This is a genomic window from Asticcacaulis aquaticus (assembly GCF_028550415.1).
GTDB classification, from domain to species: domain Bacteria; phylum Pseudomonadota; class Alphaproteobacteria; order Caulobacterales; family Caulobacteraceae; genus Asticcacaulis; species Asticcacaulis aquaticus.
In genome coordinates, this window is the sequence record NZ_JAQQKX010000012.1 from 1 (window position 1) to 18334 (window position 18334).

Here is an 18334-nt window from a genome sequence, read left to right on the forward strand (position 1 = left end):
AACCCATTGGCAACATCCCACCAGCCGAGGCCGAACAACTCTACTACGCTGCCCTCGACACTTTAGAATTGGCCGCGTAACTTAAACCAATGAGCCTCCGGCAAAGCCGGGGCGGTTCATTGTCTCCGGCAGGGCGTGCCCTAACAGCCTCCCCACGTGAGCGAGGTTGATCCCATTTTGCACGGCGATAGATGCGTAACTGTGCCGGAGGTCATGGAGGCGGACGTCTGGCAATCCGGCTCTTGAGCGGAAGTTCATCCAAAACTTGCCCAGATAGGCGGGGGTTCGGCCATTCGGCGAGAAGACGAGGTCGTGATCGTCGCCTCGTGGCAGTGACGCTAGAATGCCTTGAGCCTGCCGGCTGAGAAGAATGGTCTTCGGGCCGGTTTTACTGTCAGGAATCTCAAGGCGACCGCTAGAGACATGGCCCCAGCGAAGCCCACCAATCTCCATATGCCGCGCGCCGGTGTGAAGGAGCAGGCGGATAGAATTTGCCCGAAGTTGGTCATCGCACTCGTCCAACCGCTGGAACAGTCGCCGGTATTCCGGCAACGTCAGGAAGCGCTCCCGGATTGTCTGCTTCAGGCGAGGAATCCCACGGGCGGGGTTGGTGTCGATCTTACGAATACCCAGCTTCTCAGCGTATTCAAAAAGGGCGCTGAGAACGGCAATTTCGATGTTAAAGCACTTGGTGTTTCCGATACGTGTGTCCCGCCATCGCATCACGTCCTCGCGCCGCAGACCCTCTACGCAACGCTCGCCAAACTGCGGAAGGATCGCTGACCGAATGCAGGCTATATGGCGTTTCTCGGTTCGTGGTTTCCACGCAAAGGGGCGATCTTCCAAGAAGGTATCGACCAATGCGGCGAACACGGTCGTCTGCGCCTTGGACTGATTGTGGGCCGGTTTCTTTGGAAGACCGATAAGCGCTAACTGCTTGAGGCGTTGCTGCGCAGCCAGCCTCGCTTCCTTCGCTGGCATCTCTGCCACGGCACCAAGCGTGACCGTTCGAGCTTTGCCGCGTTCAAAAAATCGAGTTATCCACCGCTTAGTGCCGTTTGCTCTAAAACGGAGGCCAAAACCGGGGATTTCAGTGTCCCAAATATAAAAGTTTTTGCCGGTAGCGGCCCGGCGGGCGACGTTGCCGTTGAGGCGTGCTTTAAGTGGTTGTGTCGCTGTTCTTTGCGAATACTGGGCATCAGTACGGCCACTTTTCGAGTGGGGGCCGAGACCACCATCAATGTCTACGAAGCCATTGATTTTATGTACAAAAGAGAGACTTAAACCTCCAGAGGAGGCGTCAGGTGTACCTCTCTTTTTACCCTTTTTGGGGGCTGTTTCTGATCAAGGTCCAGAATGTTCATTTCGGCTCTAACGGCTTGTGGACAAGGGCTTTTCGATCCTACCGGTGGCCCGGTCCAGAACCGGACATTTTCGGATTACGCGGTCAAGCCCCCGAAAATGTGTTCTGGAGACAGTATAGCCACTTTCCACCTCTCAGAAGGCCGATCGGATTCATCCGGGGTGCCGCACTGGGAGCCCGCGACGACTTGTCAACGAAAGCGCATTTTCGCTAACACGTCCCGCCCCCATGTTAAAAAAAGCCAATTCCGTTAACATGGAAAACGACCGATGTTGAACGTGCAGACATGCGAACCCCGACCTACGTGATCCCGGATATGCCGCGGCCGAATGAGGGGAAAAGCGATCCGGGCCCCCAATGGATCGCTGCAGATAAAGATCAATAGTCGGAGCGCATCTCGCCGAGATTCTGGCGCGCCCACCTCACCTCTTCCGCTGCCGTTCGCCGGAAATGTCGCTTAAAATCACGGCTGAACTGGGCGGGACTGGCATAGCCTACGGACATGGCGATTTCGGCAATCGTCCGGTCTTGTCGGGCGAGGAGAGCCCTGGCCCGATGAAGGCGCAACGCCTTCACATATTGTATTGGACTGGTTCCGGTCAGCGCCTTGAAGTGCGCGTGGTAGGAAGGAATGCTCATGCCGGCTTCACCCGCCAACGCCGCAATCGAAATCTCAGAGCAGAAACTTTGACTCAGGCGGGCGATACTTTCCGTGATCCGTCCGGCCACGCCCCTGCGGTTTAGAGCCGCGACCATTACTGATCCCTGAGGACCGACGAGAATCCGGTAGTGCAGTTCTCGCAGGATGCTGTTTCCCAGGACTGCCGTCTCCGCCGGGTTGGATAAAGCCACAAGTAAGCGCAAGAGAACATCTTCAACCTCGGGCTCCATGCGGCTGGATACAAGGCTCCTTGCCTGGATCGCGGTGTCCGTTTGCTGACCGTCGAGCGCAGACAGGATCTCGGCTACGACGGTCATATCGAACTCGAAATAAACAGCCAGAAGTGGCCGTTCAGGGCTTGCCGCAGATTCCATACGGAAGGGAGCTGGGACTGCCACGGCGAGGTAGTGGTCTTCGTCGTAAACGTAGACGTCGCCAGCAAGAACACCCTGCTTCCGGCCCTGCAACACGAAGACAGCCCCGGCATGATAAAGCACGGGAACATCGGTCAGAACCGCCTCTGTTCTGAGAAGCCGGACGTTGCGAAGCCCAGTTGGATTGTATCCCTGATGGGGCGCCAGAGCCCCAGCGACGTCGATCAACCTACTGCGCTTTTTATGGCTGCTCTGCGTATTCATAGGAACTGGCAAGACTTTGAGATGAATTGGCCTCGATTGTAAAACCCTGGGAGACTATCAGTCAAATGGACGAGCAACAAACGAGGTATCGTGAATGTCCCAGAAAACCTTCTTTATCACCGGCACAAATTCCGGTTTTGGTTTCGCGATCGGGAAGGCCGCGGTTGCCAATGGGCACAAGGTGATTGGCACTGTCCGCTCCGAAACATCGAGAGCAAGGCTCAAGGAACTGCTGCCCGATGCCCATGCCGTACTTCATGATGTCACAGATTTCGATCGAATTGAGGGAATCGTTGAAGAGGTCGAAAGCGAACACGGCCCGATCGATGTTCTCATTAACAACGCCGGATACGGACATGAAGGCGTTCTTGAAGAATCGCCGCTTGACGAAATGCGACGGCAGTTCGACGTCAATGTCTTCGGTGCCGTTTCCGTCGCCAAGGCGTTCCTGCCGCGTTTTCGTTCACGGCGTAGTGGGTTTATCGTCAATGTGACATCGATGGGTGGCATGATCACCATGCCTGGGATCGCCTACTACTGTGGCAGCAAATTCGCGCTGCAGGGCATCTCTGAGGTTATGCGCTCCGAGATGGCACCTTTCGGAGTTCACGTGACTGCGCTGTGTCCGGGGTCTTTCCGAACAGACTGGGCGGGACGTTCGATGGTCCGAACCGACAGGTCAATTGCCGACTACGATCATCTGTTCGATCCCATTCGTCAGGCCCGTGAGGAAAAGAGCGGCCATCAGCTCGGAGACCCGGACAAATTGGCGAGCGCCGTCTTGAGGCTCATTGCATCAGGTAATCCGCCGCCGCAACTGCTGCTCGGAAGCGATGCTTTGAAGTTTGTATCGGCCAGAATAGAGCGCCTGCGCGATGAGATAGAGGCGTGGGAGGCAATTACCCTGTCGACCGACGGGTGACTAAGAGGATGATTTAGCCGCAGCGATGTTTCGCAGGTCCGTATGCACCTTCGCGGCCTCTTTCCCCCAGACGGCACGGCCGGGCGTCCCCCCTCATTGGAACCGAGTGTGGATCAGACCCGAAAAGGCTCTCGTCCCTATGTCCGTTTCTAACGGGAGTTACGCCTGGATTGTCATCTCGAAACGAAAAAAAGCCCACCAGGTGATCCTGATGGGCGCCTTCGATTACCGTTTTTTGCGCTGACGCAAATACGCCATCCGCTCCTTCTGTCTCCGCTCCCGCTTCCACCGTGTCTCCATGGCGTCAAGCAAAGCCAAGGTCTCCGCATCGTTGTAGTCGTAAGGCTGAGGCGCTTTGTAAGGGTGTGGGTTGAACATGGTCTTGATCCTTTCCTATCGAAATCGATGATAGGAGCGAGGAACAGATCGGAGCCCTCGAATGTCACCGGAGGAAAGGGCCTGCCCTTTCCGGAGGGAAACGGCTTAGCCGTTGACATTGGAGGTGATCTGGTACGATGGGACGATCATTGATGAGATGACCGTACCGGCGACCAGCCGGTACTCGACGCGCCCGAAGGTCGGAGACCGAGCGGCGGCCAGGCTAAGGCGAAGCCGGCCTGCATGTCAGCCCTAAAAGCCGTCGTTTGCGTCCCTCACTGGACCGCGCCGCTTGTGCGATAGGGATCGAGGCCCGAAGGGCGAAGACCCGCCACCGGCGGGGCTGACTTGCGAAGAGCCCGGCCCGCCCTGCGGGATCGCCCCACCGGCGCGCGGACCCGCCCTGCTCTCTCTATTGGAGCACTTCGAGGATCGCCGGAGCCTTCGGATCGACCGGGTTTCCGGACAGATCATAGGTCTGACCTGCAATATCATAGTGCAAGCCACATCGATCGGCGATGAAGATGGGACGTCTATGCCCACGGATATCGAGCCGCACCTTGGCACCATCATGCAATTGGACACACGGGTTCGTTGTCTGAATTCTGTCAAACATAGGTCGCACCTGAAGAAGTGAATGTGCCCCTAAGCTAACTCCGGTCAGGCCCAGAGTCGAGTCATTTGTTCTTTTTTTGTTCTTTTTGAGTTGCCAGGTTTTCTCTGATCTGGCGCAGCGCCACCCTCACGCCTTCCTTTGCCATAATGTCTTCCACGGTAGTCAGAAATGACCCGTCCTTTTGCAGGAGAAGCATCTTCATTTCCTCATCCACCTCATCGTCAGTCATAAGCCAGAACTGCCAGCTGAAGCCCCGAAAATGGTAATGTACCGCCAGCCTTCTCGACCCGATCGCGGCATAATCAAAGGTTGCCTATCAGGTGGGATCATCCAGTTTTTGGCGTGGAGGCCTTTGTAGGTGTGGCACCCGATCGCGCACCCGTAGTCACCGACTTCACCCGGATTCCCGTGCAACACCCATTGCCTCAGCACCTCTTCATCGGATCCGAGGCTGACGGCCGCAAACAGGGGATTGGCGGACACTCCCATGCGCCAGAGAACAGATAGCTGAAACAGTTTGAACCGGCTGTAATCGAGGCCGCCAATGACCGCTAAGTTGTCGGCGACATCCTGACTGAAAAGACCTGTTCCATCGCGCAGGCGCTTGGCTTCATCCTCATATTTCTGGATGATGGCCTCGCATTCCTGACAAAGCAGATACTCGTGATAACCCTTCCGGACCCGCTTTGGATGTTTGGAAACGTCTACCGACACCTCGTTCATGTAACCGTCTTCGTTATAAAGACCCGCATACCAAAGCTCTGGAATGATGTGGCTGTCACGCAGCGTCTTGTATTCCAGACACAGGGCGCACCGACCGAAGTTTTTCTTCTCTCTGCCCACCGCCGAATCCCGCTAACCATCTAAATACACAAGCAAGATAGCGCGGGTCATCGCGTCGGGGGAGACATGACACGGGAAGAATTCGAGCGGACCTACCACGAGAAGCTCGGCGACATCATGCAGGCATCTCCCAAGATGTTTGAAATGCGCGTCGGGGCATGGCTGGATCTTCTGGACTCCGAACCTGCGGTCGCAAGCTATATCGATGCGGCGACCGCTGGATTTAAGTTCGAGCCTTGGTTCGAACAGGCTACGCGGGGTGGGGTTAGCCGACAGCTCTCTGAACTCATCAGTACCGACAAGCAAGAACGGGACGCCCAGTTCATCGGGCTCATGCGGCAGTTCCGAGAGCCCCATGGCTGGCACCATTTCGGCCTGGCGCACTTTCGGGCGGGAAACAACGTCGCGCAAACGCTGGACGCCCTGAATCGCAACATCGTCGGCCCCTTTGCTCGCGACCTGCTCAGGGATCTTGGGCCACTTGTTCGAGACGCAGAAAAGGTGGAACCGGAGCCGGATGAAGCGATTGCGACCATCGATCCGCAGTCGCCGGCCATCCTGGAACTGAATGACAAGATCGACGAGCTGATCATGCTCCTCCGCAGCAGTAATATGGCCTCAGAAATATTGGGCGAAGACAAGGACAGACTGAGTGCAGAACTCAGCGCGTCCAAAGTGCTTATCCGGGTAAGTCGTGTGGAGCGGTCCATAATGGAAAGGCTCCTGACCCCGGCGCTGAGATTTATTGCGAAGACCCTGGCCGATCAGGCAGGCGAAACGGCAGTAAAGGCCGCGCTCGCCTTGCTCGCGGCCCATCTCGGCATCAATATCGCTCTCTAGTCCTCCCAGAAGCGTTTGAGAAAAAGCGTGGCTTTACGCTTGTTGCGTCGCTCCGCCCGCCACACCCGGTACGGCACGGCCTTGATGGTCATCTGAAACTCCGGATGTGGCATGGCGATTTCCAGAAAGGCATCTGCGGCCACCTGGTCCCGGTGCATCTTGCGCAATGCCGTCAGCGTCACTTCGTTCAATTGCTCGGCAATGACGGAGCGCATGCTCAGATGAATGTCTGGGTCTATCGTCCGGTCGCGGCTGATCAAACGGAATGCGAACCCGCGCGAATGCCCTATGAAACCGATGAGATTGTCGACCATGTAAACCATGAAAAGGCTCCTTTTGCCTTGAGGTGAAAGAGGCCTCCTCCCTGCCAGCCAGGGCCCCGATCAGTCACCGAAGGGGAACGGCGGCAGCCGTTGACGGATCGGGATGGCTGGTAGGATGGGATGACCTGCACGCCGCCCCATCGTCGCGCACCGCGTCTAGCGAAGCGGCGGTGCGGCCATCAGGCGACGCCCGGATGCACGGGTATCGGTTCGGAGGCCCGAGGCCTCCAGACCCGATACCCGCCAGCAACAGATCAGTCGGCACCCAGCCTCTGGTCGGCCTCGGCGATGCCGAAATACTCGGCCAGCTCAAGGCGGTAATCTTCGGCCTGCTCGTCCAGCCGGTCCTGCGCACGAGCTGACTCCAGGATCAGCTCCCACTCGCCGTCATCCGGGCCCACATCGTCGAAAGGTTCGAAAGAAGACGGAAAGGTCATGGTCGTCGCTCCAGAAGAAAGCCCTCCGACCGAAGCCGGAGGGCCTTGTGTGATCAGAAGGGGATTTCGTCGTGCTCGTTGCTGGAGCCGCCACCGGCAGTCTGTTCGTTGCCGCCCTGGCCCTCGTTGAACGACAGCGGCATGATGTTGGTGCCGTTGATGACCGGGACCTTGTTTTTTACGCCCTCGCGGTCGTTATATTCCTCGTAACGGAAGGTGCCTTCGACCTCGACCAGCTGGCCCTTGGCGACGTTGCGGCTGATGTAGCCGATCGTGCCCTCGGACCAGAACTTGACGCGGTGCCAGGTGGTGCGGCGCTGGGCCTGGCCCTGCTTGTCCTTCCAGTATTCTTCGGTGGCGACCGAGAGGTTGGCGACCTGAGCGCCGTTCGGCAGGGTGGTGATTTCCGGTTCTGCACCGAGGCGGCCGATCAGTTGGACTTTGCACTTCATGGGTAGCTCCATTTAACCTGACCCTCGGGGCTCATCCCCTCGGGCTCGCGGCTTTACCGCGATCATGCTGAGGGATTTCCCGGCCACAGGGCCGGGGCTCACCCGAAGGGTCGAAACGGAGTGGAGAAGGGCTTGCCCCTTGAGCCTCGGCACGGCTGGGTTAGACCTGGCATGATTGATCGCGGTTTTGCCAACGCGGCCGAGGGATGTGCCCAAGGATCGGATTTGGGGATACCGTGCAGGTTCCACCGCGCCGCCGGTTCAGTCCGGCAAGTTCAGAGCGGATATGGCCATTTCCAGGAACCCCGTCGTGCTCTGGAACTCGATACCATCGGCATGGATCAGGCTGGCGCTCCCACCGAAGCCATCCGACCGCATCTTCGTGCAGGTGTGGGCCGTCTCGATCGTGAAATAGGAGACCGTGGGCGAACGGCGGACGATGTCCTGAAGTATCACCTCGTGCGCATAGGTATCGAGATGGGCGTCGAAGTCGAAATCGGTCTCCTCGGCATCCTCGGCATCACTGACCTTGTCGATCCACAGCTTAACCGCCGGCAAGATCCGGCTCTCGAAGGCGAGGGACTCGGCATAGGCGACGCGCAGTTTTCCCACATTCACCGACGGCATGGTGTCGACCGACAACTCAGCAAACAGATAGACCCCGCCGTCGGCCGGCTCGGACTCGTAGATGTGCGTCAGCAACAATTGCTCCAGCGGGCTCATGTCGACGAGTGGGACTTTAGGGTCAACGACGGACGGGGAATGATAATCGGCCATGGCAGGCTCCTTCAGGATCAAAGACACCCATCCCGGCCCTTCCTTTGTCTTTGGCGCGCAGCGCCCCATTCAATTCGCCGGGCGCCCTCCCCCCATGCGGATTCCGTTGCACTGAGGGTATTTGCGGCATCCCCAAAATGTCTGCCCGATATTGCGTCCCCGTCGAGCCGTGCGCTCCACCATGGCGCCGCCGCAGTCCGGGCAGCTCTGGCCATCGAACACCGCGGCCACCTGAACGGCCTCCGTCACCGATACCTCAGACGGCAACCTACCGATGCTTATCAGCCGGTGGAGCTGTTCACCCGTCACCAGGGTGATATTCTTACCCGACGCGAAGCGTCCTGCATCGCGGGTATAATCGCCGGCGCTGACGAGATACCCTTGCGCGGCGCCTCGTTCGGCCATCAGACCGAACAGTTCCCTCACCTTTTCGACGCTGACCTTGTTCGCCTTCCAGTGCTTGCACTGGACAAGGGCCGTTTCCGATCCCCGACGCAGGATCAGATCGATGCCGCCATCGGCCCCGGCCCGGCCTGTATGCTGTACCTTATAGCCCATAGACACGAAGGCGCGCCCCACCAGACGCTCGAATTCCTGCCAGGTCATCTCATGGAGAGAGCTGTGAACGGGAGAAGCCGCGACCCGCGCGAAGCGCTTTTCATCCTGCCAGCGGACGAGAAACGCCTTGAACCACAGGACAATGCTAAACAGCATGATCAGGGGAACGAGATATTGGAAGACAGTGGCCCAGGCTTTGATCACTGCCCAGAACAGAACATCTTGATAGAAACTGGCGACGGTCGTCACATCTTCCGGTGCAGGTAACACCGTCCATCTTGTCACCTGGCTAAAGCCGATGTGCGAGATCAGCGCCAACGGCGCCGTGACAAACGGCGGTACGCGCGAAAATTTCCGTACCAGGGTTTCGAGTACCGAAACCTGATCATACTGCGGCACCGACCCCGGGGCCTATATCCGACGGCTGGCTCACTCCCGTCAAGAGCGTCAACGCCATGACTCATAGGGCCTGTGACGCTTTTTTAAACTCTTCTGGGCATACCCCTAGTAAGGGGAGTTTAGCGTATGAGTAGCGGCAGCGAGGCCCGATTGGTCTTCATGGCCAATTGTGCAACAGCTCGTTGCACAAATAATCTGGAGGATCCAGATGATGATCCTGCTCTCGGGCCTATCTATACCCCATTGGACCGACATCGTCGGCTTGACGGCGCATCATAACGCCTTCTCCTTTGCGGCACCGGCACTCATCTAGGCGGCCCGGCGAAAGGTGGAAGTGTGGGAGAAACCTCAAACGTGCTGACGGGGTTGTGATCAACGATCCTTTGTACCAATCGCGTTCGTTGCCTATAGTCGGAGTGTCGCCGGGCTCACTTCCCCCCCCCCCTCGAATCTGGCGACATTGGCGGGCGCCCCTCCGGGCGCCCGTTCGCATTTCAGCCGCGAATACATAAAGCGAAAGGTAAAGCACTTTATAAAGCGCTTTACCCGTCATCTGCGTATTGAGACATCCTACCGACTAGGACTGTTCATTTCGTCCGCCCTTGCCGCCTTCAGACACGCACGTAGTGCCTGCCTGTTGCGATCCTTCCGCCCCTGATCGAAACCGAAGTGCCATGCCGTTGGTTGATTATTGTCGGTGTCGAGGCCGGCCTTTCCAGCCCGATAGCCCTGTGTCCAATGGTTGTCATATCTACCCGCTCAGTCGATTGCTCTTGAGATCAGTTCGGTCTCGGGGTGCGTGTAAGCAAACTCGCGGAGCCGGTGATAATTCTCGGACAGGGCGTCCGACTTGAACCGAAACGAAAGATGGGACATGGCGAACAATGTCGCCACGATACCCGCCGCGTCTTCGGTCATCTCGTCGTCAAAATAGTTGCCGTCGCACATCAGCCGCATCCGGCCGTAGCCCGCCGGGGCCATGTAAAGCGCGCCATTGCTGGTGCGGTAATAGTTCCAGAATCCACCCGCATATTCCCGGCAGAGATTGGACATGATATCGAAGACATAGTTTTCGGCCGAGATAAGCGGCACCCCGGGTAACATCGTCGGAATGAAATTCGTCCGCTCGTCGTCTGGTACCACGGTCGCGGTCGGTAAATTGGTCGTGACGGTATCGGTCATGGGAAAGGCCTCCTTCAGGCAGTGAACCGCCTTCGGGAAGCCCTTCCTTTTTCTTTTAGCGACCTGTTACGCCTAGCCCCTCAGTCGAGGATCGTAAAACCATTTGCGAACGATCTCGACGTCGATCCGCGCCATGTCGTGATGTTCAGGATTTATCAGGATGCAGGATTCCTCCGGCACAACGATCGAAGGCACCACCAGCAGGGCTTCGGCCCCCGACTTCACCCAGTTCGTGCCATAGGCCATACTGGGAAGACCGGCAGGCGAAGCATCCCATCCCTTTGGTGCCGTCGTGTCCGTCAGTACCTGCCTTGCCGCCCAGATATCATCGGGTATCTCATAGGCCACGAGAAAGCGATTGAACGGCAGCTCAGTCTCAATGTGGACCGCAGTCTCCAGGCAACACAAGGCCCGGCTCTCCGCCGTGTAAATCAGGCGGGTGTCCTTGTAGTTCCACCGACCGCCGGTCTTGGACGCGCCAATGCCTGTTTTGTCATCCGCGCTATAGTCGGGCGTGACGGTCCCGATTCGCCACACCACGTGACTCATGAGTAGGCGCCACTCTGCTGCCGTGAGAGCAAGTCCGAAACGAGCTTCAAGCCTTCATTCGTGTCGAGGAATTGCAATGGCGTGCTTCCCCCGAGCGCCCGATGCGGTTCGGTCAGCCACCGACCGACCCAACCGGCTGCGTCGAATTCATCTTCTCCACCGGAGTCGCTGATCATCGTCTGGACCTGACCAACCAGCGAAGCCACGCCCAGCACCTTTTCGCTGTCGGGCGGCGACAGGGGTTTTTTCTCCGATATCTTCCGGCTCACTGTCGCTTGCGAAATCCGCAGAGCCGACAGGAATTCCTTCTGTGCGAGGCCCAGGTCGTCGGACATATTTCGCACCGAAACCGCTTCCACGCCGTGTCGGATGAGATCGATCCGTTCTGCGGCCGCACATCGGAAAAAGAATAGATATTTGGATCTGTCCGTAGCGACCCAACGATGCCAAGCATTCACCGTTGGAACCTGCGTATGAACGAACTCGCCCGTCGAAGCATCGCGGGAGATGCGCGGCACCGCGCCGACTTTGCGCGCCTTGCCTGTTGAAGGCTTGATGACAATCGACATGTCTAACTCCAAATGGATGTTTTGACACTATCATTTGGATGCGCTTTTGTACATTCGCAAGATGTACGATTCCGCAGGTTGCGAGGGAGCGACACTCTCCGGAGTCTGCGCGCGTGGCCGTTTGCGCGACGGGTCCAATAGTGATAGGCGATGCGGCAAGGCAACAGGAATCGGGGCGGGCTAAGGGTTGGGACTGATAATCGACGATAAGGTAGTGATCGTCGATCACGCGGTGAACGGGCATCTGGTCACCACAGTCGACGGCAATCCAGCCTTTGATAAAATCGACCATCTGCCGATCTACAGCGTGTTCCAGAGGCTGTTCGACTCGGCCAAGGCGTCACGGGATCGGGGCCAGAAGGTTCGCGGCGACAATTTTCCGCTGATATACGCTTTGAAGGGGCTCGATGAGCTGACCATTCCCTTCAGCAGCCTGAAACGATTGAACGAGAGCATTCCGGGTATTTTGGCCGTGATCGAGGCCCAACTGGCTGGCCAGGTCGATGTGATTGCCCCGATGCCCTCCTCCTCGACTCTGGCCGATATGCTGGCATGCCGGCTGGCCTATGACATGAAGCTTCGCTATGTCCCCCGGCTGTTCTCCAAGGCAACCAACGCGCAGGCCATCGCCGATATTGCCCAGGTTCTGGAAAACGACCCGAAGTCGATCCCACGCGGCGATGAAAAGACCGTCCGGAACGTGGTGCAGCACCTTCGGGATCGTCCTGAGGAAGCCTTCACCTCAAAAAGCGTCCAAACCTCGGTACGCCACTACTTCACGCCGCTTGTTCTGAACGCAGTGCCTGAGGACCTCGCTGCCGACAGTCGCTTCTTGCTGGTCGATGACTTGCTCAGCACGGGGGGAACGCTTATATCTGCCGATAAGAGGCTGGCTGAGGCCGGCTTCGGCGCACCGCGGCAGTGCGTCACATGGTTTAGTCGAGCGGGCAAGAAGAAGCGCGTCTAACCGTAACGGCCCCGTGCGAAGGGGCTTAGACATTGACAATCCGCCCTTACGGTGTTAGAGATAAGGTCCACTTCGGTGGCGAGCGTGCTTGAGATGCCCCGCTCGTTAAAGATCAGAAGCATCCCGCGTAGCGCTTCACGGCCAGGTCGTAAAGACCAAGTAGTGGACGATTAGGCAGCGGCTAATCAGATTTATATGGAATGAAGCAGGCTCAACGGCCTGCTTTTTTTCTGCCTGCTATTCGGACTGGGGCTTCGCCATGCCACCCGCGCGAGGGATCGAGGCCCGAAGGGCGAAGACCCGCATCGCGGGGCTGACTTGCGACGAGCCCGGTCCTGTCGAAGACAGGACGCGCCCCCTTCCCTGCCCGACACTAAACAGATAACGGGTGCTTACCTATCGAGCGCGAGCGTCAGTTGGGCGATTTCCTGACTCTCCGCCAGTGCTATGCTTTCCGCAATCAAATGTTCCAGCACTTGCCTGATGCGACTGAAATCATATTGACTATGGGTGTCCGCCAGCGCCAGAAACGCCCGCATGACCTCACCTTTATTGACGAGTTCCCCCTGATACACACCGAGTTCGCGATTGAAATTGTTCCACTGGACAAATGCGCCCTCAGGCAGTTGCAGGTAACACTCGATGGCGGCGGCCTTGCCGTTGATGTCGGAAAAATGCGCGCCTTCCGGTCCTTTGGTTGCGAAGCGCTTGAAGTCATCGAGATCGGGAAGCTTTAGGGCGCGCATATTCGGCAAAAGGGACAACTTCCGTGTCCTTTCGTGGCCGGCGACACCTTCGGCATCGTTGTCGAAGAGGAACAGGACGTTCCTGGAATAGCCTATGCTTACCAGCCCTTTTGCGAAATTACAGAGGTTGCCGATACCGGTGAACGGATAGCCCTCCTTCATATCCACGAACTGGAAGAAGTCGGCCAGGTGCGGGAAGAGAAGGTCGAAACCGTGACGGATGATATTGGCGTCGGAACTGCCTTCGGTAACGATCAGGAAGCGCTCAGAAGGCGAAGCCCCGCCCTCAAACGTTTCCTCCCGCGCCCAACCGCCATCCAAAACGTCGGCATATTGCCACGTCACCGGCAGCTTGGCCGCCAGTGGGTTCTCGGCAAGCAAGTGCAGAACGGTGTAGGCGCTGAGATTCTCCATCGCTTCCGCCGCTGCATGGCGTACATGAAGCGGGTCATCGACAATGTGCTCAAGTCCCAACCGATCAAACAGCTGACGCCGGAAAAACTTTCCGAAGTCCTCACCGTCACCATAATCGGCCGACATAGCCTCAACGTCACAGGTTCTGAGCGCTTGGGCCAGATGCTCATAGGTGAAGGCATCCGTATCGGAGTCATTCACCCCCGAATAATAGGCAAATTCCTGACGGGCCCACGCATCCGTGCACCCTAAAAGCTTCAGCCGATCAATAATCAGGGCGAGCGGTTTGGAAAGGCCCGGCTGATCCACGCGCACCAGATTGTAACCGCCGTCGGCCTTATGTTTGTTGTTCTCGTCGACATAATAGTAGGGAACAAGCGCCTGGTCCCCTTTTTGGAACAACGAACCATGGTCGGTAAAACCGGAGTTCTTGCCCCAGTCTATTTCCAGACGCCCTACGCTCAGATGAATCATCGACCCCATGAAACGCAGCTTACATCAGCCATCCTAACGGCAAAAGGTCGACGGCTGCGATATGAACAGGTCTCACACCAGCCCTGCCGCAACGAGCAGTTCCCGCAACTCCGGCTCGACGTCAGACACGCGGACCAGATGATCGCGGGAGAGATGGCGCGCATAGTCGTTCCCTGGCAATCCCTTCTCATACTGGGGCCACTCACGCTGCAGCGCCGACATAGCGGTGGCTGCATCCGGCGGCTGATGCCGGGTTCGTCCCTCGAAATGCCGAAGCAGGACCGCCTCGTGCACGGGCACTTGCCGGATGACCCTCACGCCGATCCGTACGGCAAGCGCATAGGCCTGAGCCGCCCTTTGCGGTGTTCTCGGATCGCGATCGGTATCGAGGAGTGCGAACCTGTGATCGAAGGGGAAGGTTCGCGCTTCCTCCTTTTCAATGAAATCTTCGAACCACTCCAGTCGAGCCAGACTGTCTCCACCGCGCAGATGTCTGGGCTGGATATAGACGCCCTGGCCCAGATCCCGGCTCAGTCTGGCCAGAAAGGCGGCATAGCCCTCCTCCGACTTCCCTTCGCAGCCAACCAGTATCCTTCGATGTGGACCTGACGCACGCATCAGCCGACAATCGGCACGCCGCCGAGCGCGCCCGACAGGTACTTCTTATAGAGGTTGGCTGACCGGCGAACCGGCGCCTTGTCTTCCTGCGACGACATATCCGCCAGAGTGTAGAAGTGTGTGCGTCCTTGCGACGTCTTTTCCGCGATGACGACTTCGTCCTTGGTCAGATATTCCAGCAAGGTTGCCGAATGACAGCTCATCCATAGCTGGCTGCCTCCGCGGTTCCGATCCTGATCATCATAGAACCAGCGCAGGATTTCGGGGAGAACCAGCGGGTGAAGAAGCGTATCGAATTCATCGACCAAGGCGACGCCGCCCATCGACAGGGCCTCGGCCAAAACCGGAAACAGGCGGACGAAGGCCTGCGTACCCTGGCTCTCCATCTCCCATGGCAGATCGCGCGTGTGGCCGGCATGGGTAAACCGCCCTTGCGGGCCGAGATTGGGCACATCCTCGACGGCAAACTGCTGAATACCCAGATCGATGCGGCTCAAATCGCGGTTCAGGGCCTTCAATAGAACAGGATCGGCCTTCAGGCGCTGCATCAGGGTGTGGTCGCCGGACATGAAGGCGGGAACAACGTTGAGATTGGTGTAAACCCAGCTTCCCAAGGCCTTGGCGTAAAAATGTGCCGTCGGATGCGTAAAGAAGGCGAACGTCGAGATTAGCGAGGCATCGGGTTTCAGGGTGTTCAGCAGGTGGCGGAAGCCGTTAAGGCGGAACTGCGCGGCGTTCTTGACCACCTCATTGCCTTGCCGATCGAACACCTTCGACCACTTGATCTTTCGGGCCGGTCGCTGGGAAAGGGTCTCAGAAATGACGTGCGACACCATCCCGTGCTCGGCCTGAACGACCAGTTCATAGCGCAAGGTGCCCATTTCATAAGGGGCGCCTTCTGAGAGATATTCCGGATTGATGATCCCACCGACTTCGATGGCGAGGCGGGTCGGCTTCGTCAGGCACTCGTCGTCATTGAAGGGATGGATATCCTGACTGATCTCGGTAGGTGTCGCCGAGTTGCAGACAAACCCCGCGATAAACTCGATCGCGCGCAGGAGGGTCGTCTTACCGGACGCATTGGCGCCATAGATGGCGATAATCTTCGGCGCGCGCTGATCAGACCCCTCGTACAGAGGCATAAGGTGCTCTTCGTCGGCCCGCACATTATCGGCCACGGTGAGGTCGAGAACCTGCCGCTCCCGCACCGAATAGAAGTTCTCGATTTCAACCCGATAGATCATTCTCGTCCTTCCACAAGCCTATATAAATGCGACTTCGACAATAATTTGTCAATCTCGGCATTTCATTCGGCAGGGAACACAAGAAACCCCCGCGTGAGCGGGGGTTAGCGGCCGTCAGGCCGCTATCTTCGCGGCTGCCGCCACCTTGAAGGTCAAGATGCCGCGCTCGGCAGCTTTCTGCGCGACATTGAGGACGATCCCCGACGCTTCGGCATCACGTTCGTTCAGCGGATTTACCGGGGTCGGCATGTAGAAGACCATGACCGGCTTCAGGTTCAGCAGGGTGTCGTTGGCCACGAAGGGCGCTCGGCGACCGGCCGCTTTCGAGAAATCGGACTTGTGAACGATTATATTGTTGTTCTTCGCCCACATCATGGCGATCTTTTCGGAACCGAGATTGCCGGTGCAAGCGAGCTGCATGTCCGGGCATTGAGCCTTGGCATAATCGAGCGCCGCGAAGATGCGTTCGGCATCGGCCTGGGTATTGGCAGCCTGCACACCGCGGAAAACGACATATTTGGCCGTCGGCTCGGCACCCTTCTGAGCGTGCTGGCGCTTACGGCGCAGGGTTTCGCCGGCTTCCATCACCGCGAAGGTCGTCAGACGATTTGACGTCGAGCCACGATAGGGCGTCCAGACATCGCCGGTCTGAACTTCGTAGGTGCGTTCAGCGGAGCGGCGGAAGGTCTCCAGCACAACCGCAACCGCTTCGAACACACGCGAGCGGTCAGTGGCATCCTGGATCTGACTGTCTTTGACCTCGCTGCCGTCGAACTCCCTGTGCAGGCCCGTCAGTTCATTGGTGGCGCGGTCATATTCACGCTCGATGCGCTGCTGGGCGGCGTGGATGCCCCCGATGATGCAGTGGGCGATCATGCTGGCGTAATCTTCCATGGCGTCCTTGCCGAAGGTGTCCAGGATTTCGGTCATCAGGGCGTGACCCAGATGCTCGACTTCGCCCTCGGAAGGGAAAGGACGGGGATCGTTGGCAAGGCCGGTGACGTGATCGTAAGAGGTGGTGGGGGCGCCGAAAAGAGACATGTGCGTGATCCTTGAAGGTCGAATGGGAAATCGAATGAAGGTGAGGCCCGTTGACCTGGCCTCTGAAATCCCGATGCTGCCGGCTGAGCCGCGCGCAGGGGTCGCCAAAGGCGACAAGCGACAGCGCCTGCCCCTTGCGCGCATTAGGCTCGGCACGGTGGCAGGGTTTTCAGAACTGAGGGCCGGTCTACGGCGTCACAGAAACCCACCCGATTTCCCGACCGAAACACGCAACTCTGACAGGCCCCGGCGACGTGTTTCATAGCGTCCCATGCAAACCCCTCCCCCGAGGCGTCGAGCCGCACACGCCTAGCCCGCACAGCGATACCCGGCGGCCCTCGCACGGCGCGCATCACGCAGGCCGCCCGCATCGGGTACCTGAAGCCGGGCAAAGAATCTGCGTTCAGGTACCGCGATGATGCGCCGGTGTGTTTACGCTCCGAGGTGTCGACGGTAACAAGGTAGTATGGACATGGATAAGATAGACACCACAACAGCGTGCGAGACGGTTTTGCACGATATCAAGGCGCGAAATCTCGACGGCGGCATATCTCCCGACCACAACGAAATGATCGGCGTGATGCTCAGTCGACGGCTCGAACTGGCACCGGCCTATGAAGAGCTGCACCGCAAGCTAAAGGGCGACTACGATGCGCTGTGGCTGGTCTTCGACGGCCTGCTCTGCGTCAGCGCCGAATGGAACACCGCCAAGGTCGCCAAGTCACGCTGCGACCGAGCCCAGCTTAGGGATGTGAACCGTAAAATCTCGGAGGTGGCAGACGAACTGGCCCAATTGCTCGACGAACGCACCGAGCTTAACGCGCATTCCGGGTTTTGCAGCGAGACCCACACGGATATCTGCCAGGTGATCGAGGATGCGGCTATTCACAATGGTCGATTCACGGTCTGGGTACAGAAGCCGCTTGCCCAACTGAAGAATCGGTATGACATAAAACACTGGCCAAGCCTTAGCGAGGTCGTTCAGGTGATCGCAGACGATGCCGAGGCGGCAGAGATAGGTCCGGCTGATCCGACGACGGCGGCTGCCACTACTGGGCCGAGGTCCAGCGATGCGGACTTTTTCAAAGCCCTCTTCTCCCGGCTGCGCGACGAGGGTGAAAACCACGCACAGCTCCATCCATCGACTTTCTCGCTTACGGATAGCACGGTGGCCATTCTGGGCAGCTGCGTCCTCAATCGCGACCCGGATGAACTGTTCGACGGGGACTACGTCAAGCGTCTGCGTCAGCGCGAGCGTAATTCAAATGGGCAAGACGAATGAGGCCACGGTCCGATCCGTTCGCCGGACAGTCCGTGGCCTTG

The 18334-nt window shown here is 58.1% G+C and carries 20 protein-coding genes; 4 read left to right on the forward strand and 16 right to left on the reverse strand.

Annotation, left to right across the window (positions count from 1 at the left end; genetic code table 11):
• Nucleotides 1-81: 81 nt before the first annotated feature.
• Together PQU92_RS18915 and PQU92_RS13880 are read right to left on the reverse strand one after the other, a co-directional pair.
• A complete protein-coding gene (locus PQU92_RS18915) occupies nt 82-1260 on the reverse strand; it encodes a tyrosine-type recombinase/integrase (protein ID WP_368407116.1) in 1179 nt (392 codons plus the stop codon).
• A 481-nt stretch (nt 1261-1741) separates the two neighbouring features.
• The gene (locus PQU92_RS13880; protein ID WP_272748846.1) at nt 1742-2626 is read right to left on the reverse strand and encodes an AraC family transcriptional regulator; all 885 of its coding nucleotides are present in this window, start codon (nt 2624-2626) and stop codon (nt 1742-1744) included.
• A 130-nt stretch (nt 2627-2756) separates the two neighbouring features.
• Here PQU92_RS13880 and PQU92_RS13885 point away from each other — a divergent pair, with 130 nt between their 5' ends.
• Nucleotides 2757-3584: an oxidoreductase gene (locus PQU92_RS13885; protein WP_272748847.1), complete on the forward strand. Its 828-nt coding sequence runs from the start codon at nt 2757-2759 to the stop codon at nt 3582-3584.
• Nucleotides 3585-4639: 1055 nt separating this feature from the next.
• Here the strand turns inward: PQU92_RS13885 and PQU92_RS13890 are convergent.
• Both PQU92_RS13890 and PQU92_RS13895 read right to left on the reverse strand, forming a co-directional pair.
• Complete coding sequence (locus tag PQU92_RS13890) at nt 4640-4807, reverse strand: hypothetical protein (protein ID WP_272748848.1); 168 nt, start codon at nt 4805-4807, stop codon at nt 4640-4642.
• The gene (locus PQU92_RS13895) at nt 4804-5421 is read right to left on the reverse strand and encodes a hypothetical protein (protein ID WP_272748849.1); all 618 of its coding nucleotides are present in this window, start codon (nt 5419-5421) and stop codon (nt 4804-4806) included. Before PQU92_RS13895 ends, PQU92_RS13890 begins: the two co-directional genes overlap by 4 nt.
• A gap of 66 nt (nt 5422-5487) precedes the next feature.
• Here PQU92_RS13895 and PQU92_RS13900 point away from each other — a divergent pair, with 66 nt between their 5' ends.
• On the forward strand, nt 5488-6261 hold the full coding sequence (locus PQU92_RS13900; protein ID WP_272748850.1) for a hypothetical protein: 774 nt from the start codon (nt 5488-5490) through the stop codon (nt 6259-6261).
• Here PQU92_RS13900 and PQU92_RS13905 read toward each other — a convergent pair.
• The 8 genes from PQU92_RS13905 to PQU92_RS13940 all read right to left on the reverse strand — a co-directional run bounded on the left by PQU92_RS13905 (nt 6258) and on the right by PQU92_RS13940 (nt 11507).
• On the reverse strand, nt 6258-6584 hold the full coding sequence (locus tag PQU92_RS13905) for a hypothetical protein (protein ID WP_272748851.1): 327 nt from the start codon (nt 6582-6584) through the stop codon (nt 6258-6260). The two genes, PQU92_RS13900 and PQU92_RS13905, sit on opposite strands and share 4 nt — an antisense overlap.
• Before the next feature lie 254 nt (nt 6585-6838).
• Nucleotides 6839-7021, reverse strand: coding sequence for a hypothetical protein (locus PQU92_RS13910; RefSeq protein ID WP_272748852.1), 183 nt, complete (start codon nt 7019-7021; stop codon nt 6839-6841).
• A gap of 53 nt (nt 7022-7074) precedes the next feature.
• On the reverse strand, nt 7075-7473 hold the full coding sequence (locus PQU92_RS13915; RefSeq protein ID WP_272748853.1) for a single-stranded DNA-binding protein: 399 nt from the start codon (nt 7471-7473) through the stop codon (nt 7075-7077).
• 261 nt (nt 7474-7734) lie between these two features.
• Entirely contained in the window at nt 7735-8250 is a 516-nt protein-coding gene (locus tag PQU92_RS13920) for a hypothetical protein (RefSeq protein ID WP_272748854.1), read from the reverse strand.
• A 69-nt stretch (nt 8251-8319) separates the two neighbouring features.
• Nucleotides 8320-9207, reverse strand: a complete 888-nt coding sequence (locus PQU92_RS18920; RefSeq protein WP_272748855.1) for a restriction endonuclease — start codon at nt 9205-9207, stop codon at nt 8320-8322.
• A gap of 759 nt (nt 9208-9966) precedes the next feature.
• Complete coding sequence (locus PQU92_RS13930) at nt 9967-10389, reverse strand: antirestriction protein (RefSeq protein WP_272748856.1); 423 nt, start codon at nt 10387-10389, stop codon at nt 9967-9969.
• Between the two features lie 72 nt (nt 10390-10461).
• Nucleotides 10462-10938 (reverse strand): RES family NAD+ phosphorylase, encoded by a 477-nt coding sequence (locus PQU92_RS13935; protein WP_272748857.1) that lies wholly within the window; start codon nt 10936-10938, stop codon nt 10462-10464.
• Nucleotides 10935-11507 (reverse strand): Xre family toxin-antitoxin system antitoxin, encoded by a 573-nt coding sequence (locus PQU92_RS13940; protein ID WP_272748858.1) that lies wholly within the window; start codon nt 11505-11507, stop codon nt 10935-10937. Before PQU92_RS13940 ends, PQU92_RS13935 begins: the two co-directional genes overlap by 4 nt.
• A 214-nt stretch (nt 11508-11721) precedes the next feature.
• Here PQU92_RS13940 and PQU92_RS13945 point away from each other — a divergent pair, with 214 nt between their 5' ends.
• Complete coding sequence (locus PQU92_RS13945) at nt 11722-12474, forward strand: phosphoribosyltransferase family protein (RefSeq protein ID WP_272748859.1); 753 nt, start codon at nt 11722-11724, stop codon at nt 12472-12474.
• Nucleotides 12475-12866: 392 nt separating this feature from the next.
• On the opposite strand, the gene PQU92_RS13950 is transcribed toward PQU92_RS13945, so the two are convergent.
• From PQU92_RS13950 to PQU92_RS13965, 4 genes are all read right to left on the reverse strand, one after another.
• A complete protein-coding gene (locus PQU92_RS13950) occupies nt 12867-14117 on the reverse strand; it encodes a HEPN/Toprim-associated domain-containing protein (RefSeq protein ID WP_272748860.1) in 1251 nt (416 codons plus the stop codon).
• A 63-nt stretch (nt 14118-14180) separates the two neighbouring features.
• Nucleotides 14181-14726 carry a hypothetical protein gene (locus PQU92_RS13955; RefSeq protein ID WP_272748861.1) on the reverse strand — a complete coding sequence of 182 codons (546 nt, stop codon included), beginning with the start codon at nt 14724-14726 and terminating at the stop codon, nt 14181-14183.
• Complete coding sequence (locus PQU92_RS13960) at nt 14726-15970, reverse strand: AAA family ATPase (RefSeq protein ID WP_272748862.1); 1245 nt, start codon at nt 15968-15970, stop codon at nt 14726-14728. Before PQU92_RS13960 ends, PQU92_RS13955 begins: the two co-directional genes overlap by 1 nt.
• Before the next feature lie 114 nt (nt 15971-16084).
• The gene (locus PQU92_RS13965) at nt 16085-17011 is read right to left on the reverse strand and encodes a DUF2493 domain-containing protein (RefSeq protein WP_272748863.1); all 927 of its coding nucleotides are present in this window, start codon (nt 17009-17011) and stop codon (nt 16085-16087) included.
• Nucleotides 17012-17483: 472 nt separating this feature from the next.
• Here PQU92_RS13965 and PQU92_RS13970 point away from each other — a divergent pair, with 472 nt between their 5' ends.
• Nucleotides 17484-18293, forward strand: a complete 810-nt coding sequence (locus PQU92_RS13970) for a hypothetical protein (RefSeq protein WP_272748864.1) — start codon at nt 17484-17486, stop codon at nt 18291-18293.
• Nucleotides 18294-18334 lie beyond the last annotated feature (41 nt).

Excerpts from the sequence above, each read along its gene's own strand:
- PQU92_RS13900 (WP_272748850.1), top strand. The coding sequence starts at position 5,488 with ATGACACGGGAAGAATTCGAGCGGACCTACCACGAGAAGCTCGGCGAC.
- PQU92_RS13960 (WP_272748862.1), bottom strand. The coding sequence starts at position 15,970 with ATGATCTATCGGGTTGAAATCGAGAACTTCTATTCGGTGCGGGAGCGG.
- PQU92_RS13910 (WP_272748852.1), bottom strand. The coding sequence starts at position 7,021 with ATGACCTTTCCGTCTTCTTTCGAACCTTTCGACGATGTGGGCCCGGAT.
- PQU92_RS13905 (WP_272748851.1), bottom strand. The coding sequence starts at position 6,584 with ATGGTTTACATGGTCGACAATCTCATCGGTTTCATAGGGCATTCGCGC.
- PQU92_RS13890 (WP_272748848.1), bottom strand. The coding sequence starts at position 4,807 with ATGACTGACGATGAGGTGGATGAGGAAATGAAGATGCTTCTCCTGCAA.
- PQU92_RS13950 (WP_272748860.1), bottom strand. The coding sequence starts at position 14,117 with ATGGGGTCGATGATTCATCTGAGCGTAGGGCGTCTGGAAATAGACTGG.
- PQU92_RS13970 (WP_272748864.1), top strand. The coding sequence starts at position 17,484 with ATGGATAAGATAGACACCACAACAGCGTGCGAGACGGTTTTGCACGAT.
- PQU92_RS13955 (WP_272748861.1), bottom strand. The coding sequence starts at position 14,726 with ATGCGTGCGTCAGGTCCACATCGAAGGATACTGGTTGGCTGCGAAGGG.
- PQU92_RS13920 (WP_272748854.1), bottom strand. The coding sequence starts at position 8,250 with ATGGCCGATTATCATTCCCCGTCCGTCGTTGACCCTAAAGTCCCACTC.
- PQU92_RS13930 (WP_272748856.1), bottom strand. The coding sequence starts at position 10,389 with ATGACCGATACCGTCACGACCAATTTACCGACCGCGACCGTGGTACCA.
- PQU92_RS13940 (WP_272748858.1), bottom strand. The coding sequence starts at position 11,507 with ATGTCGATTGTCATCAAGCCTTCAACAGGCAAGGCGCGCAAAGTCGGC.
- PQU92_RS13915 (WP_272748853.1), bottom strand. The coding sequence starts at position 7,473 with ATGAAGTGCAAAGTCCAACTGATCGGCCGCCTCGGTGCAGAACCGGAA.
- PQU92_RS13885 (WP_272748847.1), top strand. The coding sequence starts at position 2,757 with ATGTCCCAGAAAACCTTCTTTATCACCGGCACAAATTCCGGTTTTGGT.
- PQU92_RS13965 (WP_272748863.1), bottom strand. The coding sequence starts at position 17,011 with ATGTCTCTTTTCGGCGCCCCCACCACCTCTTACGATCACGTCACCGGC.
- PQU92_RS13935 (WP_272748857.1), bottom strand. The coding sequence starts at position 10,938 with ATGAGTCACGTGGTGTGGCGAATCGGGACCGTCACGCCCGACTATAGC.